The organism is Donghicola tyrosinivorans (assembly GCF_003003355.1).
In the GTDB taxonomy this organism is placed as follows: Bacteria; Pseudomonadota; Alphaproteobacteria; order Rhodobacterales; family Rhodobacteraceae; genus Donghicola; species Donghicola tyrosinivorans.
Window position 1 is genome coordinate 21,069 of sequence record NZ_PVTQ01000026.1, and the last position, 16,452, is coordinate 37,520.

The following is a 16,452-nucleotide window of genomic DNA, read 5'->3' on the forward strand; positions in this document are numbered from 1 at the left end:
GGGAGCACCCACCATGAAACTAATCAAATCCTTGGCGACCGCCGCGCTGGCACTCGGCGTTGCATCGGCCGCGATGGCCGAAGACAAAACCAAAGTCGGCTTTGTCTTCGTTGGCCCCGTCGGCGATGGCGGCTGGACCTATGAACACAACCAAGGCCGTCTGGCTGTGGAAGCCGAGTTCGGCGACAAGGTCGAAACCGTCTTCGTTGAATCGGTTCCCGAAGGCGCGGACTCTGAGCGCGTGATGACCCAGATGGCGCTGGAAGGCGCGGACCTGATCTTCACCACCTCGTTCGGCTACATGGACCCCACCATCAACGTGGCTTCCAAATTCCCGAACGTGAAATTCGAGCACGCGACCGGCTACAAGCGCGCAGACAACGTCTCGACCTACTCGGCGCGCTTCTATGAAGGCCGCGCCGTTCAGGGCCTGATCGCGGGCAACATCACCAAGTCGAACATCATCGGCTACATCGGCTCGTTCCCGATCCCCGAAGTGATCCGCGGCATCAACAGCGCCTATATTCAGGCGAAAAAAGTTAACCCTGATGTCGAATTCAAGATCGTCTGGGCCTACACCTGGTTCGACCCCGCGAAAGAAGCTGACGCGGCAAAGGCGCTGATCGAACAGGGTGCGGACGTGATCCTGCAGCACACCGACTCGACCGCACCTCAGGCGGCAGCGGCAGAGGCTGGCAACGTCTACACCTTCGGTCAGGCTTCGGACATGGCGGAATATGCGCCCATGCCGCGCGTCTCGTCGATCATCGACAACTGGGCGCCCTACTACATCGAGCGCACCAAAGCGGTCATGGACGGCACCTGGACCAGCACCGACACTTGGGCCGGCATCGGCGCAGGCATGGTGGGCATCGGTGAAATCACCGACGCAGTGCCCGCAGACGTGAAAGAAGCGGCGCTGGCTCTGAAGGCCGCGATTGCCTCGGGCGACGTGCATCCCTTCACCGGTCCGCTGAACAAGCAGGACGGCAGCGCATGGCTGGCAGAGGGCGAAGTGGCCGATGATGGCACGCTGGCAGGCCTGAACTTCTACGTTGAAGGCATCACTGGCGAGATTCCCCAGTAAAATTCGTCAAATGTGATTACAAACGCCGCGTCTGACCTTTCAGGCGCGGCGTTTTCGTTGCACAATCGCGTCCGAGCACACACGCCATCGACAAAATCATAATCGGCGTCACGGATGACAGGACTTTTCGGCAGAATGCTGGGACGGGCGCGCAAGCAATCGTCCAGCTATGATTTCGCGATCATCGGCGCGGGAATCGCCGGTGTGTCTGCTGCTGCCGCCCTAGCCCCTTTTGGCCGTGTTGTTGTGTTGGAAGCCGAAGAGCATATGGCCTACCACGCCTCGGGCCGGTCGGCGGCGATGTATCTGGCGGGCTACGGCAATCAAATCATCCAGTCCATGACCAGCGCCAGCGGCGACCATCTGCACTTTGCCAATGGCGGCGTGCTGCGTAAGCGCGGCCTTCTGCTGCTTGGCCAAGCTGGCGAGGAAGAGCGTTTCGCCCGTGCCGCCGCCCAAGGCGGTCTGGCCCGTGTCTCGGTCGAGGACGCCACCGTCTATTTTCCGATCCTTGATCCGGCCAAAGTGACAATGGCCGCTTTCCGGCCCGACGCCTATGACATCGACACCCATCAGTTGATGCAGAACTACACCAATATCGCCCGCGCCGATAAGGCCGAGTTCCGCCTCTCGACCCGCGTGTTGGGGCTGACCCGCACATCTGAGGGCTGGCAGATCGATCTGCCACAAGGGCAGCTGAAGGCCACCATCATCGTAAACGCCGCCGGTGCTTGGGCCGACCAGATCGCAGAACTTGCGGGCCTTGCCCCTGTCGGGCTGATCCCCTGCCGCCGGTCGGTCGTGCGCATTCCGGCACCGGGCGGGGCCTTTACCCGCCACTGGCCCTTTGTCGATACCCCTGACGAGCGTTGGTACGCAAAGCCCGATGCGGGGCATCTGTTGGTCTCACCGGGGGACGAAGATCCCTCTGCCCCGACTGATGCCTACCCTGACGAAATGGTGCTGGCCGAGGGGCTGGCCCGCTATGAAGACATGGTGACCGAGCCTGTCACCCGCGTTTTGAACAACTGGGCCGGTCTGCGCACCTTTGCCCGCGACCGCAGCCCAGTGATCGGCTTTGACCCTCAGGATGGCGGCTTTTTCTGGCTGGCCGGACAAGGGGGATACGGCTTTCAGACCGCACCGGCAGCCAGTGATCTGGTGGCCGATCTGATCATCGGGCGCAATTCATCCTTGCCCAGTCAGGTTGTACGCGCCTTGTCGCCCGATCGCCTAAAAGATTGATCCGGATCAAAGTATTACTGCCTCACTCATGTTTTCTGGCCGCAAACACATGCGAAAGGCAGAATACTATGAGCTTCACCGACAAGATCGAAGACACCCGCGACCAGTTGCGCGCCCTGAACAAAGCCATCCCCGAAGTGACCCGCGGCTTTGGCGGTCTGAGCAAGGCGGTCAAGGCCGACGGCGCACTGGAATTCAAAACCAAAGAGTTTGTGGCCCTTGGGATCGCCGTCGCCACCAAATGCGAGGCCTGCATCACCCTGCACGTCGAAGCGCTGATCAAATGCGGTGCCACCCGTGAAGAGGTTGCGGACTGTCTTGGCATGTCGATCCAGATGGGCGGTGGCCCTTCGATGATGTACGCGGCCAAGGCGTTGGCGTGCTACGACGAATTTTCCGAAAAAGTTTGATATTCCACCGACGGAATGTGAAACGCATTCCGTATTACGAATATCTACACTGATTGAGGATTACAAAATGACCCTGCCCCGTATCGCTTTCGCTCTGCCGCTGGTTCTGGCCGCTGGCACCGCTTTCGCAGCTCCCGGTGCGCATTTCATCGAAAACTGGGATCTAGACGGCAATGGTCAGGTGACCTTGGCCGAGGCCGAAGAGCGTCGCGGCGATGTCTTCTACACGTTTGACGCCGATGAAGACGGCTTTATCGATGGCGAAGAATACAAGCTGTTCGACGAGGCTCGCGCCAATGATATGGCCAATGAACCCGGCCACGGTCAGGGTAAGGGCCAAGGGGGCATGCAGAATGCCGAGGGCGGCATGCATCTGGCGTTCAATGACACCGATGGCGACGGCAAAGTTAGCCGCGACGAATTCGTGACCCGCACCAAAGACTGGATCGCGATGATGGACCGCAACACCGATGGCATTGTGACCTCGGAGGATTTCGGTCGCCAGTAATCCGGCCATAGGCTAGCGCCAAAAAGAAAACCCGCGCGAATGGCTTCGCGCGGGTTTTCTTGCGTCTTCTGAACGAATTAGCCGTCCTTGCGGATCGTCTCGTTCTTGCTGTCGTAGGGACTATCTACCGTGATTTCGGCATCCCACAGCTGGTTGCGGATTTTCACCTTCAGTTTGGTGCCCGCCTCAGCGAATTCCGGCTTCACATAGGCCATGCCGATGGACTTGCCGAACGCGACCGAGTAGCCGCCCGAGGTCAGACGACCGATCTTGGTGTCGCCCGAGTACAGAGCTTCACGGCCCCACGGGTCGGCATCTTCCGGACCATCGATAAGAACGGTGACACACTTGCTGCGAACGCCTTTGGCCTCCATCGCCGCCTTGCCACGGAACTCTTTCGACAAATCCACAAAACGGGGCAGATCGGCCTCTAGCGGGGTTGCGTCACGGCCAAGCTCGTTCCCGAAGGCGCGGTAGGATTTCTCCTGACGCAGCCAGTTCTGTGCGCGGGCACCAACCCACTTCATCTCGAACTCGGCACCGGCTTTTTCCAAGAGGTCGAACAGGTAGTTCTGCATCTCGATCGGGTGGTGCAGTTCCCAGCCAAGCTCACCAGTGTAGGCCACACGGATCGCGTTGACGGGGCACATACCCAGTTCGATCTGACGAGCCGACAGCCACGGGAACCGCTTGTTCGACAGGGCAGTTGCGGGGTCTGCATCCTTGATGATCTTGTTCAGAACATCACGCGACTTGGGGCCTGCGATGGCGAACACGCCCCACTGAGTGGTCACGTCCTGTACATCAATGCGGCCAAACTCGGCCTCTTTGTCCTGAACCGATTTGATCAGGAAGTCCTGATCGTATTCGTGCCACGCACCGGCCGAGACCAGATAGTATTCGTCATCCTTCAGACGCACGATGGTGTATTCGGTGCGGACGGTGCCCGCATCGGTCAGCGCGTAGGTCAGGTTGATGCGGCCGGTCTTGGGCAGCTTGTTACAGGTGAACCAGTCAAGGAACGCAGTCGCGCCGGGTCCTTTGACGATGTGCTTGGTGAAGGCGGTTGCGTCCACAACGCCCACGCCTTCGCGGATCGCCTTGGCTTCATCCACGGCGTACTGCCACCAGCCACCACGGCGGAAGCTGCGGGCATCGTGGTCAAAGTTATCCGCGGCATCCAGCGGGCCAAAGTAGTTGGGACGTTCAAAGCCGTTAACAACACCGAACTGGGCGCCACGGGATTTCTGACGTTCATAGGCGGGACCGGTCCGCAGGGGACGGCAAGCCTCACGCTCTTCATCGGGGTGGTGCAGAATGTAGACGTGCTCATAGCACTCTTCGTTCTTGCGGGCCGCATATTCGGTGGTCATCCACTTCTGGCCAAAACGCTTGGGGTCCAGCGAGGCCATGTCGATCTCGGCTTCGCCATCGACCATCATCTGGGCCAGATAGTAGCCGGTGCCGCCAGCGGCGGTGATACCAAAGCTGAAGCCTTCGGCCAGCCACATGTTGCGCAGGCCCGGTGCGGGACCAACCAACGGGTTGCCGTCGGGCGTGTAGCAGATCGGGCCGTTGAAATCGTCCTTCAGGCCGACTTCCTCGGTCGAGGGGATACGCTCGATCATCGCCATGTATTCTTCTTCAATCCGCTCTAGGTCCAGCGGGAAGAGGTCGGCACGGAAGCTATCCGGCACGCCATATTCAAAGCAGGCAGGTGCGCCACGCTCATAGGGGCCAAGGATCCAGCCGCCACGCTCTTCGCGGACGTACCATTTGGCGTCGGCGTCGCGCAGGACGGGATGTTCGCCATGGGTCTTGCGGTATTCGACCAGCGCGGGGTCGGGCTCGGTCACGATGAACTGGTGCTCGACGGGGATGGCGGGCATCTTGATCCCCAGCATCTTGGCGGTGCGCTGTGCGTGGTTGCCGGTACAGGTCACCACATGTTCCGCGCGGATTTCGAACTTTTCGTCACCGGGAACTAGGTTGCCGCCCTTTTCCACCATGATGGTGCCGCGCACGATCCAGTCGGTGCCGGTCCACTCATAATCATCCACCTGACACTTGCGGTAGATTTCAACGCCGCGCTGACGGGCGCCTTTGGCCATCGCCTGCGTCACGTCAGCAGGGTTAATGTAGCCATCGGTCGGGTGATAGATCGCACCTTTCAGACCTTCGACGTTCACCAGCGGCCAACGCTCTTTGATCTGCTCGGGGGTCAGGAATTCATAGGGCACGCCCACGGTCTCGGCGGTCGAGGCGTAGAGCATGTATTCATCCATACGCTCTTGGGTGCGCGCCATCCGCAGGTTACCAACGATCGAGAAGCCCGCATTCAGACCGGTTTCTTCTTCCAGCGACTTGTAGAACTCGACCGAGTACTGGTGGATGTGGCTGACCGCGTAGCTCATGTTGAACAGGGGCAGCAGACCTGCCGCGTGCCATGTAGAACCGGCTGTCAGTTCGTCCCGTTCCATCAGGACAACATCGTCCCATCCGGCTTTGGCAAGGTGATACGCGACCGAGGCCCCGATGGCACCGCCACCGACAACCAGAGCTTTGACTTGGGTTTTCATGAGAGGGACTCCCTGCGGGCAGAATTCTTTTGTCCTATCTAGTCAGATCATGGCCACTGCCGCAGGGTCCAGCCGACATTTTGCGGCATAAAACCGACCGCAACGTCCAATGCGACAAACGTTGTTCTCCTGATCACGGACGGATATGACCTTCAGGAACATCGGAGGAGCCGTTTCGCATGAAAATATGCACGACCATCGCAGAGATTCGCGCCGAAGTGGCCAGCTACAAAAGCGCGGACCAAGTTGTCGCCTTGGTGCCGACAATGGGCTATCTGCACGAAGGTCACATGACGCTGGTGCGCCGTGCGCGGGCTGAGGGCGACAAGGTGGTGGTCTGGATCTTCGTGAACCCGACACAGTTCGAAAACCCCGACGATCTGGCCAAATACCCCCGCGACACCGACCGCGATCTGGCCCTGTTGCGGGCCGAAGGGGTGGATGCGGTTTTCCTACCCGACGTGACAGAGATTTACCCCGAAGGCTCCGAAACCATCGTCGAGACCACAAAGCTGGCAAATATGCTGCACGGGGCGGTTCGTCCGGGTCATTTCCGCGGTGTGACCACGGTGGTGACCAAGTTCTTTAACATCATCCAGCCGGATGTCGCGATCTTTGGCGAGAAGGACTATCAGCAGCTACAAGTGATCCGCCGCATGGTGCGCGATCTGCACATGCCGATCCGCATTGTTGGCCAGCCCACTGTGCGCGAAGAGGACGGTCTGGCCATGTCCAGCCGCAACGTGCGTCTTGCGCCCGAGGATCGCCAAGCCGCCGTGGTCCTGAGCCAATCTTTGAAGGCCGCTGAGACCGTCGCCGCGACAGGCACCACAGTCGGAGACCTGCGCCGGATTATCGCACAGACCATCGCCGCCGAGCCCCGTGCAAAGCTGGTGGGCTGTGATATTGTCGCCGCAGAAACGCTTGCCGAGATTTCAGGTCCCCTGACCGGCACCACCGCCATCATGATCTCGGTCGAGGTCGGTGGCGTTATGTTGATCGACCAAAGGGAGGTTACTCCATGAGTGCTCAAAATCAGGTTCGCCGTATCACTGTCCCCCAGATCGCCCGCCGCAAAGGGGGCGAGCCGATTGTCTCGCTGACCAGCTACCACGCGCACACAGCAGCCATCGTGGACAAGCATGCGGATTTCATTCTGGTGGGCGACAGCCTTGGCATGGTGATGCACGGGATGGAGTCTACCGTGGGCGTACCGCTGGATCTGATGATCATGCATGGCAAAGCAGTGGTGCGCGGCACCAAGCGGGCGCTGATCGTCGTGGACATGCCCTTCGGCACCTATGAAGAAAGCCCGCAGGTCGCCTTCCGCAATGCGGCCAAGATCATGAAGGAAACCGCCTGCGGCGCGGTCAAACTTGAGGGCGGCGCCCGCATGGCAGAAACCATCCGGTTTCTGACCGAACGGGGCATTCCGGTCATGGCCCACATCGGCCTGACCCCCCAGTCCAGCCACGTCATGGGCGGGTTCAAAACCCAAGGCCGCGATGAGGACAGCTGGCCTCTGCATGAGGCCGATGCTAAGGCGGTCTCGGAAGCCGGTGCCTTTGCCGTTGTTCTGGAAGGCATGGTCGAGCCTCTGGCAGCCAAAATCACCAAGCAAATCGACATCCCAACCATTGGCATCGGCGCCAGCGCAGAATGCGACGGCCAGATTCTGGTGCTGGAAGATATGCTGGGCCTGAACCCCTGGACGCCCAAGTTCGTCAAAGTCTACGGTCAGCTTGGTCCGATGATCGAACAAGCCGTCAGTGAATACGCCGAAGACGTGAAAAACCGCGCCTTCCCTACGGAAGACGAAGTTTACCGTTGATCGCTAAACTCGATCTTCTGCGGAGAGAAAAATCTTCGCAGAAGATTTTTGTGGGATCATATTTTTCGGCGAAAAATATGCCTTAGCCCAACGTGGCTTTCACAGCATCAGCAGTCACGCTGACGATCCGCTCGGCCTCTTCGCGGGTCAGGCAGAAGGGCGGCGCAAAGCCCAGAATATCCCCCTGCGGCATAGCGCGGGCGATCACACCGGCTTTCAGCATCTCGGCGATGATCGGATAGCTCGCGGTGCCGGGCTTTTCATAAAACGTCCGGCTGCCACGGTCTTGAACCAGTTCGACAGCACACAGCATCCCTTCCCCGCGGATTTCCCCCACATTCGGATGATCACCAAGCGCATCCTTCATACAGGCGTTCAGGTGTGCGCCAACGCTGGCCGCATTCTCGATCAGCTTCAGGTCATCCAGCAGCTTGAGGTTCGCCACGCCAGCCGCAGCCCCAATGGGATGCGCCGAATAGGTCCAACCATGACCGATGGGGCCATTTTCGTCCGTGCCTTGCTCTAGCACCTTCCACATTTTCTCGCTGACGATGCTGCCCGACAAAGGCGCGTAGGCGCTGGTCAGGCCTTTGGCGATGGTGATGAGATCAGGTTTGAGCCCATAGTGCTGGCTGCCGAACATAGACCCGAGGCGGCCGAAACCGGTCACCACTTCGTCAGCGATCAGCAGGATATCGTGCTTATCAAGAACCTCTTGGATCGCCTGCCAGTACCCCGCAGGCGGCGGCACGATGCCCCCTGTCCCCAAGACCGGCTCACCGATAAAGGCAGCAATCGTGTCTGCGCCCTCTTTCTCGATCAGCTCTTCCAGCGCAGCGACGCAATGGGCGGTGAATTGCGCCTCGGTCATCTCTGCGTCGGGGCGGCGATAGTAATATGGCGCCTCGGTGTGGATCACCTGCGCCAGCGGCAGGTCGAACTTTTTGTGAAAAAGTTCGAGACCCGTCAGCGAGCCGGTCATCAAACCCGACCCGTGATAGCCGCGCCAGCGCGAGATGATCTTTTTCTTTTCGGGGCGGCCAAGAATGTTGTTGTAGTACCAAACCAGCTTGATGTTGGTCTCGTTCGCGTCCGAGCCTGACTGGCCGAAATAGACCTTGCTCATATGATCTGGCGCACGGTCCAGAACCATTTTGGACAGGGTGATACTTGCCTCTGTCCCGTGACCCACATAGGCATGATAATAGGCCAGTTCCTTTGCCTGTGCTGCGATGGCCTCGGCGATCTCTTGGCGGCCATAACCCACGTTCACACAGTAAAGACCCGCAAATCCATCCAGCAGTTCGGTCCCGTCACGATCAACGATCGTGCTTCCATGCCCTGTCTTGATTACCCTCTGAGGGGCATTGCCCCGCGCAAATTCCGCCAGATGGGTCGAGGGATGGAAGAAATTGTCCCGATCCCACTGCTCAAGCATATCGTTTTTCAGCATGGAAACTCCTTTCGTTTGCACCCAACTTACGGCACGGCAAACAGAAAGTGTGTCCAAAGGCGGCGGCCCAACCAGAGGATTCCTCTGCCACGCAGATCAATCGCCCTGATCCAAGAAGTCGCCAAGAACGCCTATAGCCCTGCCAGAAAATCCAGCGGAGGCGGGGCAGATTTCACCGATTTCGTAACAATATAGGTGTAATAACGGGCCAATCCGATTTCTTCCTCCAAGAGCCCGTCAATCATGCGTTGATAGCTGTCGATATCGCGGGTGATCACCTGCACCAGATAGTCGAATCCTCCGCCCAAGGCCCAGACACCTGTGACTTCTGGTAACCGCTGCATCGCAGCTTCAAACCGGCGAAAATCCTCGGCGCGGTGCCCGTCCAATTCGACCGTGGCAAAGATCACCACATGAGGCCCGATGGCCCGCAGCGCAACCTGCGCGCCATAGCCTTGGATTACCCCAGCCCGTTCCAGCTTCGCCAGCCGTTCCCAGCAAGGGGTCGGTGATAGGCCGACACGCGCGGCCAGATCGGTCTTGGAAATGCGCCCTTCAGTGCAAAGGGTGCGCAGGATCGCCAGATCCCGCGCATCAAGTCGTTGCATCGGCTTATAGCATACCCGGCAGCACCAGATCCGGCGGACGGTGGCCATCGGCAAAGGTCTTGATGTTCAACAAGACCTTCTCGCCCATCTCAAGGCGCCCTTCGGTGGTGGCCGAACCCATATGCGGCAGCAGAACCACGTTGTTCAACTGGCGCAGACGGGGGTTAATCTCGGAGCCGCGCTCAAACACATCAAGACCGGCACCGGCAATCTCGCCCGCGCGCAGCATCCGTGTCAGAGCGTTCTCGTCCACAACTTCCCCGCGCGAGGTGTTCACGATCACCGCGTTCGGCTTCATCAGCTTCAGGCGGCGGGCGTTCATCAGATGGAAGGTCGCAGGCGTATGGGGGCAGTTGATCGAGATAATGTCCATGCGGGCCACCATCTGATCAAGGCTTTCCCAGTAGGTCGCCTCTAGTTCGTCCTCGATCTCGGAGCGCAGGCGGCGACGGTTGTGGTAATGCACCTGCATGCCAAAGGCCCGCGCACGACGCGCAACCGCTTGGCCGATCCGGCCCATACCCAAAATCCCCAGACGGCGACCGCCGACGCGGCCACCCAACAGGGCAGTCGGCGACCAACCGGACCATTCGCCCGACTGCATCATCGCCAGACCTTCGGGGATTCGGCGAGTCACAGCCAGAATCAGCGCCATGGTCATATCGGCGGTGTCATCTGTCACCACACCTGGCGTGTTTGACACCAGAACACCGCGCTGGCGGGCAGTGTGCACGTCAATGTGATCGACCCCTGCCCCGTAGTTCGCAATCAGCTTCAGCTGGTCTCCAGCAGCAGAAATCATGCTCTGATCCAGCTGATCGGTCAGCGTTGGCACCAGAATATCGGTGTTTCGCATCGCATCCAGCAGTTCATCGCGCGTCATGGGACGATCATCGTCCCGTAAAGTGACGTTAAATAACTCTTTCATCCGCGTCTCTACTGCCTCCGGCAGGCGACGGGTCACTACCACTTTCAGGCGCTCTGAGGGCATTCGGGGCCTCCGCATCTTTCCAACTCGAGCCGTTGCTGGCAGACTGTCCCATGATACGGGTCAGCACAAGAACCCACGCACATAAAGAGCACGAGCAGATGAAAATCACCGCCACCTTGGGCCGTCTTGCCCTGTCTTGTTCCCTTTGCCTGTTTTCCGTTGCCGCATTTGCCGAAGAAACCACGGGCAGCGTTACCAATCTGCCCCTTCCGCGCTTTGTTTCCATCAAAGCTGCCGAGGCTAATGTGCGCCGCGGCCCCAGCCTGACCCACCGCATCGATTGGGTGTTCAAGCGGCGCGATCTGCCGGTGGAAATCACGGCCGAGTTTGAAAACTGGCGCCGAATCCGCGACCACGAAGGTGCGGGCGGCTGGGTCCACTACACGTTGCTGTCGGGAAAACGCACAGCGCTGATTCTAAACGATCTTACCCCGATTTATTCGCGCCCCTCTGACGGAGCATCCGCCGTGGCCCGCCTTGAAGCTGGCGTCATTTTGCACGTGGACAGCTGCGAGATCGATTGGTGCCACGTAGACGTTGGGGGCTATGAGGGCTGGCTGCCCAAGACCGAGATGTGGGGCGTGAAGCCTTCGGAAGTCTTCGATTAAATTTTTTGCCATTTTGATGATTTTTTTCCGAAATGCCTCTTGCACCCCCCAGCCCACAACAGTAGATACCCCCACACAGCTGCTGGGGTGTAGCCAAGTGGTAAGGCACCGGTTTTTGGTACCGCGCACCGTAGGTTCGAATCCTACCACCCCAGCCAGTTGTCTCCATGAAAACCAATCGAAACAAGCACTTAGAAGTGCATACTTTAATGCGTGTGTCACAGCCGAATGACGGTGTAACACATGGTGTCACAAAATCTGTAACACATACCTCTGTCCGACCTGCCTCCAAATCGCGTGGCAGATCCCGTGCCCCCGGACGATATCTCATGCGTCGCGGCACGATTTTCTATTTTCGAAAACGCCTTCCAAAGGCCTCTCCCCCGCCTGGTGAGAGGGCCTCTCACAAATCGCTGTTTTGTGCGTCGCTGCAGACCAACGTTCTCGCTGAAGCTTTTGCGCGGGCCGCGCAACTGCTCGATTTTTACGAGACGAAAAGGAAGCAGCTCTTGCTCGATACGACACAGACCATGTCCGATGCAGCCGTGAATGCGGTGCTTCATCACATACTCCGTACGGAACTAAACAGGATCATCAGGGGACAAAATGCCCCCTCCACCGACATTGCCGCCGTTGATGCTTAGATAGCCGAATTGCGGGCCAAGGCCGAACGCCTACGCCAGAACGCACATCTGAATCACTTCAGTGACGCTGTCAGGGAGATTTAACCATTCGCCAGACAGCCTTAACGGCGCCTGCCCCGTGCCGAGGTCTTCTTGTTCCCCCGCGCACCGGTCACGACAGGGGTATTTTGTTCGTTCTCAACACGCAACTTGCTCCATCGTGCAAGGCGCGCAGCGTCCAGCGTTCCAGCCGCGACCGCTGCCTGAACAGCGCAACCGGGCTCATGTTGATGTGTGCAATCGCGAAATCGGCAACTGGGGGCCAGTTCCGTGATTTCAGCAAAAAGCTCATCAAGACCAGTGGACAGATCGCTCACGTGCAAGGTCCGCATACCGGGTGTATCGATCACCCAAGCACCGCCTTCGATGGTGTGCAAGGAACGGGACGTGGTCGTGTGCCGTCCCTTCGCGTCATCTTCGCGGATACTGCCCGTTGCCTGCGCTTCGTCTTCGGATTTGCGGGCCAATGTGTTCAATAGAGTCGACTTGCCGACCCCCGAAGACCCGATCAGCGCCACGGTCTGACCAGCGCGGCACCAAGGCGCAAGGGCGGCAATGGCGTCCTGTGATTTTCCGTTGATCGAGACCACTTGCAAGCCACGTTGCAAGCCGGAAGCCGTGCGTTCGAAATCTGCCACATCGGGAGTCTGATCCACCTTGGTCAGGACAATTACCGCGCCGGTGCCTGCCTCGTTGGTCAGGGCCAGATAGCGCTCAAGTCGGGCGGGATTGAAATCATCATTACAAGAGGTGACGATAAAGACCGTATCCACATTGGCCGCGATCAGTTGCAACTGCCGCGCGCCAACCGTCTGCCGTTGCAGCAGCGAATGACGGTCAAGCAGACGGGTGATCTGGTGAATTTGAGGGTCAGCCAGAACCCAGTCCCCAACAGCGAAATTGGCGGTTGTCATTCCCGCCGGCAGGCTCAGTTTGACCCGCCCCCCAACGGAGATTGCTGTTATCGTAGACCGATGCACCGCCGCCACGCGCATCGGCTCAAGGCCATTATCATCGGGACCAAGCTGGTCTTGTAAGACGGATGTCCAGCCAAGCGCATGCAAGGCCGAGGGGATATGATTTTGTTGCTTTTCCACGGAGTCCTGAATGATGCGATTGCTCGCTCAGGGCAAGTGTTTCGATAGAAATGGCAGTTAAACTGCGCCCGCGACATATCGCCTAGAACACCACGAAAACTGCTGTCGACGCCCTTTCCCGGAAACTAGCCCACGACCATGCGACGAACGAAACCCGCGTGAAAGCAGCAGCACCTAGACCACTGCACACGCCGATTCTGGACCCCGAGCCTTCCCGTCAGGACCGAAGTATCAATGGTTTCGCCTTCGAGTTCGCTATTCTGGCACAACACCAGACGCAATTTGACGGAAGGCATCCACATAGTCGATGTCATGATCCTCGGCCCGAACACCTAGGTTGATCGCCTTTTGCAGACCCGCGCCGATGGGGCGAGTGACGATGGGCAGATGCTCTGCCTGTAGCGCCACCAGCCAATCCGGTAGCACGGTCACTCCGCGACCGGCTGCTACAAGTTGCAGCATCAGGTCAACGGACTCGATCCCCACATGGGCCGCAGGGCGACGACCTGCGGGGGTGAGAAAGCGGGTGAAGATGTCCAAGCGGTCGGGCGTCACCGGCACAGTGTAAAGGGTCTGGTCCTGTAGGTCGTCAGGCTGGATACAGTCGCGCCCCGCCAAGGGGTGATCTGCTGGCAGGACAATTACCAGTTCATAGTCAAAGACCGGTGTGAAAGTGACATCCTTCAGCGCCATCGGGTCGGGGGTGACCAGCATGTCAATCTCATGGGCCTGTAGGGCAGCGATCCCGTCAAAGCGGAAAGCGGTCTTCATCTGCAAATCCACCGCCGGCCAAGCCTGCAAGAACGGGCCGACCACATGCATCAGCCACTGCTCACACGGGTGACACTCCATCCCGATGCGCAGCGACCCGCGCCGCCCTTTGGCCATGTCGGCCAGCACGGTCTCGGCGTGTTCCAGTTCGGGCACGATACGTTCGGCCAGTTCCAGCAGGTACCGGCCCGCCTGTGTCATCTCAAGCCGCCTGCCTTTGCGCCGCCACAGCTTGACCCTGTGGCGATCCTCAAGCTTGGCGATGGCGTGGCTGATTGCGGACTGGCTCAGGTTCATGGCCCCCGCAGCGGCGGTGACGCTGCCATAACGGGCCACGCTACGCAGAATAGTCAGGTGTTGGCGGTCCAGCATTATGCACGTCCTTCATGGTTTAATGAAAACATGCCATTTTTGTTCATGTCATGAAATCGCTAATCTGCACTTCACAGCACAGGAGACCGCGATGAGCTTTGACAGTACCCCCAGCCCCTTTGACACCGTGATCCAGCGCAGCACCGACTGCATGAAGTGGGGTGCGCAGTCATGGCAACTGACGCCAGCGCAAGCCGCTGCCGATCCCCTGCCCATGTGGGTTGCGGACATGGATTTCCGTGCGCCCCAGCCGGTCATTGATGCCCTTGTCGCCCACGCCGAAGAGGGCGTTTTCGGCTATCCTAACGGGGCGCGCCCCTCATACGTTCAGGCAGTTGTGGACTGGCAGGCGCAGCGCTTTGGCTGGGACGTCGCGCCCGAATGGGTTGTGCAGACCTCAGGGATTATCACTGCGATCAAGGTCATTGTGCAGGCCTTCACCACCCCCGGTGACGGGGTGCTGATCCAACCGCCGGTCTATGCCCATTTCCGCGACGATGTGCTGCTGAACGGCCGCTTTCCGGTCAACGCGCCTTTGGTGCGCACCGAACAGGGCTACCGCTTTGATGCTGCTGTGTTCGAGGGAGCAATCACCCCGAACACCCGACTTTTCATCCTGTCGAACCCGCACAACCCCACCGGCAACGTCTGGTCCGCCGAAGACCTGACCGCGATGGGAGAGATCTGCGCCCGTCACGGGATCATCGTCATCTCGGACGAGATTCATCAGGATCTGGTGCTGAACCCCGCCTTGCGGCACACGCCCTTTGCCAGCCTGTCGGATGCTTTCGCGCAGAACTCGATCACCTGCACCGCGCCGTCCAAGACCTTCAACCTGCCGGGCCTGCAAAGCGCCAACGTCTTTATCCCGAACCCACACCTGCGCGACGCCTTCAAGCGCCAGTATGACCGCAACATGTTCCCGATGGTGAACGTGATGGGCATGATCGCCGCCGAAGCCGCCTATCGACACGGCGCCCCGTGGCTAGAGCAGTTGCTGGATCACCTACGCGCCAACCACGCCCATTTCGCTGCTGGTGTGCGGGGGATGGGCCTTGATGTGGTGCCTGCGGATGCGCTTTATCTGGCGTGGCTGGACTGCCGGTCTTTGGGGCTGGATGCCCATGACCTAGAAGACTTTATGCTGACCAAAGCCCGCCTGTGGCTGGATAAGGGCCACAAGTTCGGCCTTGAGGGCCATGGCTACATGCGTGTGAACCTCGGCTGCCCCCGCGCCACCGTGGATGAGGCGTTGGCGCGATTGAAAGCTGCTTTGTAAACAGGTTCAGGACCCATTGATTTCCGTATGACGGAATGATTCACGGTTCGAAAAACGAGAGGTGACATGAGCAATCTCTTCTGTCTCACGGACGCGCAGATGGCGCGTCTTTCTCCCTTCTTCCCAAAGTTCCACGGCAAGCCGAACGTCGATGACCGACGTGTTTTGAGTGGGTTAATCTTCTTCATTCGCAATGACTTGCGTTGGCGTGACGCGCCTGCTGCATATGGCCCTCATAAAACGCTCTACAGCCGGTGGAAGCGGTGGAGCGAGAAAGGCATCTTCGCGCGGATGATGGCCGGGCTGGCGGCGGAACACGGTGAGAAGACGACCGTGATGATCGACGCGACATACCTCAAGGCTCACCGAACAGCGACCAGCATGGCCGCCAAAAAGGGGGGCGCGGGCGCCTGATCGGCAGAACCAAGGGCGGTATGAACACTAAATTGCACGCCATCTGCGACAGCCAAGGCCGTCCCATCGACTTGTTCCTGACCGCCGGTCCCGTCAGCGACTACATCGGGGGGCGTGCCCTCGTCAGTAGGCTGCCCAACGTGAAATGGCTTCTCGGAGATCGCGGCTACGATGCCGACTGGTTCAGAGAAGCGTTGCAGGACAAGAAGATACACCCTTGCATCCCAGGCCGGAAGCAACGGAAAACGCCTGTCCGCTACGACAAGCGCAGGTATAAGAGGCGTAACCAGATCGAGATCGTTTTCGGTCGCCTCAAAGACTGGAGGCGGGTAGCGACCCGTTACGACCGATGTCCACAAACCTTGTTCTCGGCAATCGCACTCGCGGCGACCGTCACCTTCCGGTTGTGAAGCTCAATGAGATGCTGTAACGGGGCCTGCGTCGCGCACCGCCGTTGCCACTTGTCAGATGAGCGCCTTGCTGTCGCCATCCCCGTATTGAACCCAAATGGAGGAT

16 protein-coding genes and 1 tRNA gene are annotated in these 16,452 nt (G+C 59.2%); 11 read left to right on the forward strand and 6 right to left on the reverse strand.

What is annotated here, in order from left to right:
• Positions 1–13: 13 nt before the first annotated feature.
• From CLV74_RS20680 to CLV74_RS20695, 4 genes are all read left to right on the forward strand, one after another.
• Complete coding sequence (locus CLV74_RS20680) at positions 14–1,087, forward strand: BMP family ABC transporter substrate-binding protein (protein WP_106268506.1); 1,074 nt, start codon at positions 14–16, stop codon at positions 1,085–1,087.
• 135 nt (positions 1,088–1,222) lie between these two features.
• Positions 1,223–2,332 (forward strand): NAD(P)/FAD-dependent oxidoreductase, encoded by a 1,110-nt coding sequence (locus tag CLV74_RS20685; protein ID WP_106268508.1) that lies wholly within the window; start codon positions 1,223–1,225, stop codon positions 2,330–2,332.
• 68 nt (positions 2,333–2,400) lie between these two features.
• Entirely contained in the window at positions 2,401–2,742 is a 342-nt protein-coding gene (locus tag CLV74_RS20690) for a carboxymuconolactone decarboxylase family protein (protein ID WP_106268510.1), read from the forward strand.
• 67 nt (positions 2,743–2,809) lie between these two features.
• Positions 2,810–3,250, forward strand: coding sequence for an EF-hand domain-containing protein (locus CLV74_RS20695; RefSeq protein ID WP_106268512.1), 441 nt, complete (start codon positions 2,810–2,812; stop codon positions 3,248–3,250).
• Positions 3,251–3,327: 77 nt separating this feature from the next.
• On the opposite strand, the gene CLV74_RS20700 is transcribed toward CLV74_RS20695, so the two are convergent.
• Entirely contained in the window at positions 3,328–5,829 is a 2,502-nt protein-coding gene (locus CLV74_RS20700; RefSeq protein ID WP_106268514.1) for a GcvT family protein, read from the reverse strand.
• Positions 5,830–6,008: 179 nt separating this feature from the next.
• On the opposite strand from CLV74_RS20700, the gene panC reads away from it, so the two are divergent.
• Both panC and panB read left to right on the forward strand, forming a co-directional pair.
• Positions 6,009–6,854, forward strand: coding sequence for a pantoate--beta-alanine ligase (gene panC, locus CLV74_RS20705; RefSeq protein WP_106268516.1), 846 nt, complete (start codon positions 6,009–6,011; stop codon positions 6,852–6,854).
• Entirely contained in the window at positions 6,851–7,660 is an 810-nt protein-coding gene (panB, locus tag CLV74_RS20710; RefSeq protein ID WP_106268518.1) for a 3-methyl-2-oxobutanoate hydroxymethyltransferase, read from the forward strand. The genes panC and panB overlap by 4 nt, the downstream gene beginning before the upstream one ends.
• 82 nt (positions 7,661–7,742) lie before the next feature.
• Here panB and CLV74_RS20715 read toward each other — a convergent pair whose 3' ends face one another.
• From CLV74_RS20715 to CLV74_RS20725, 3 genes are all read right to left on the reverse strand, one after another.
• On the reverse strand, positions 7,743–9,113 hold the full coding sequence (locus CLV74_RS20715; RefSeq protein WP_106268520.1) for an aminotransferase class III-fold pyridoxal phosphate-dependent enzyme: 1,371 nt from the start codon (positions 9,111–9,113) through the stop codon (positions 7,743–7,745).
• A 131-nt stretch (positions 9,114–9,244) separates the two neighbouring features.
• Positions 9,245–9,721 (reverse strand): Lrp/AsnC family transcriptional regulator, encoded by a 477-nt coding sequence (locus tag CLV74_RS20720; protein WP_106268522.1) that lies wholly within the window; start codon positions 9,719–9,721, stop codon positions 9,245–9,247.
• 4 nt (positions 9,722–9,725) lie between these two features.
• Complete coding sequence (locus tag CLV74_RS20725) at positions 9,726–10,712, reverse strand: 2-hydroxyacid dehydrogenase (RefSeq protein ID WP_106268524.1); 987 nt, start codon at positions 10,710–10,712, stop codon at positions 9,726–9,728.
• A gap of 98 nt (positions 10,713–10,810) precedes the next feature.
• On the opposite strand from CLV74_RS20725, the gene CLV74_RS20730 reads away from it, so the two are divergent.
• The 3 genes from CLV74_RS20730 (at position 10,811) to CLV74_RS20740 (ending at position 11,964) form a co-directional block, all read left to right on the forward strand.
• Entirely contained in the window at positions 10,811–11,320 is a 510-nt protein-coding gene (locus CLV74_RS20730; RefSeq protein ID WP_106268526.1) for an SH3 domain-containing protein, read from the forward strand.
• 83 nt (positions 11,321–11,403) lie between these two features.
• Positions 11,404–11,478 (forward strand) — tRNA-Gln (locus tag CLV74_RS20735).
• A 171-nt stretch (positions 11,479–11,649) separates the two neighbouring features.
• A complete protein-coding gene (locus CLV74_RS20740) occupies positions 11,650–11,964 on the forward strand; it encodes a hypothetical protein (protein WP_106268529.1) in 315 nt (104 codons plus the stop codon).
• A gap of 101 nt (positions 11,965–12,065) precedes the next feature.
• Here the strand turns inward: CLV74_RS20740 and rsgA are convergent, their stop codons facing one another.
• Both rsgA and CLV74_RS20750 read right to left on the reverse strand, forming a co-directional pair.
• On the reverse strand, positions 12,066–13,100 hold the full coding sequence (gene rsgA, locus CLV74_RS20745; RefSeq protein WP_245888641.1) for a ribosome small subunit-dependent GTPase A: 1,035 nt from the start codon (positions 13,098–13,100) through the stop codon (positions 12,066–12,068).
• Positions 13,101–13,355: 255 nt separating this feature from the next.
• Complete coding sequence (locus tag CLV74_RS20750) at positions 13,356–14,243, reverse strand: LysR family transcriptional regulator (protein WP_106268531.1); 888 nt, start codon at positions 14,241–14,243, stop codon at positions 13,356–13,358.
• Positions 14,244–14,334: 91 nt separating this feature from the next.
• On the opposite strand from CLV74_RS20750, the gene CLV74_RS20755 reads away from it, so the two are divergent.
• Positions 14,335–15,522: a MalY/PatB family protein gene (locus CLV74_RS20755; protein WP_211299096.1), complete on the forward strand. Its 1,188-nt coding sequence runs from the start codon at positions 14,335–14,337 to the stop codon at positions 15,520–15,522.
• Between the two features lie 66 nt (positions 15,523–15,588).
• Positions 15,589–16,346 (forward strand): IS5 family transposase gene (locus CLV74_RS20760; protein ID WP_106268534.1). Its coding sequence is split into 2 segments (ribosomal slippage): positions 15,589–15,913 and positions 15,913–16,346, totalling 759 coding nucleotides; the frame shifts between segments, so codons are not numbered across the junction.
• Positions 16,347–16,452: the final 106 nt, after the last annotated feature.

What these genes read in the sequence shown, in the direction of transcription:
- CLV74_RS20680 (WP_106268506.1), top strand. Translation starts at nt 14, where the DNA reads ATGAAACTAATCAAATCCTTGGCGACCGCCGCGCTGGCACTCGGCGTT.
- CLV74_RS20685 (WP_106268508.1), top strand. Translation starts at nt 1,223, where the DNA reads ATGCTGGGACGGGCGCGCAAGCAATCGTCCAGCTATGATTTCGCGATC.
- CLV74_RS20690 (WP_106268510.1), top strand. Translation starts at nt 2,401, where the DNA reads ATGAGCTTCACCGACAAGATCGAAGACACCCGCGACCAGTTGCGCGCC.
- CLV74_RS20695 (WP_106268512.1), top strand. Translation starts at nt 2,810, where the DNA reads ATGACCCTGCCCCGTATCGCTTTCGCTCTGCCGCTGGTTCTGGCCGCT.
- CLV74_RS20700 (WP_106268514.1), bottom strand. Translation starts at nt 5,829, where the DNA reads ATGAAAACCCAAGTCAAAGCTCTGGTTGTCGGTGGCGGTGCCATCGGG.
- panC (WP_106268516.1), top strand. Translation starts at nt 6,009, where the DNA reads ATGAAAATATGCACGACCATCGCAGAGATTCGCGCCGAAGTGGCCAGC.
- panB (WP_106268518.1), top strand. Translation starts at nt 6,851, where the DNA reads ATGAGTGCTCAAAATCAGGTTCGCCGTATCACTGTCCCCCAGATCGCC.
- CLV74_RS20715 (WP_106268520.1), bottom strand. Translation starts at nt 9,113, where the DNA reads ATGCTGAAAAACGATATGCTTGAGCAGTGGGATCGGGACAATTTCTTC.
- CLV74_RS20720 (WP_106268522.1), bottom strand. Translation starts at nt 9,721, where the DNA reads ATGCAACGACTTGATGCGCGGGATCTGGCGATCCTGCGCACCCTTTGC.
- CLV74_RS20725 (WP_106268524.1), bottom strand. Translation starts at nt 10,712, where the DNA reads ATGCCCTCAGAGCGCCTGAAAGTGGTAGTGACCCGTCGCCTGCCGGAG.
- CLV74_RS20730 (WP_106268526.1), top strand. Translation starts at nt 10,811, where the DNA reads ATGAAAATCACCGCCACCTTGGGCCGTCTTGCCCTGTCTTGTTCCCTT.
- CLV74_RS20740 (WP_106268529.1), top strand. Translation starts at nt 11,650, where the DNA reads ATGCGTCGCGGCACGATTTTCTATTTTCGAAAACGCCTTCCAAAGGCC.
- CLV74_RS20750 (WP_106268531.1), bottom strand. Translation starts at nt 14,243, where the DNA reads ATGCTGGACCGCCAACACCTGACTATTCTGCGTAGCGTGGCCCGTTAT.
- CLV74_RS20755 (WP_211299096.1), top strand. Translation starts at nt 14,335, where the DNA reads ATGAGCTTTGACAGTACCCCCAGCCCCTTTGACACCGTGATCCAGCGC.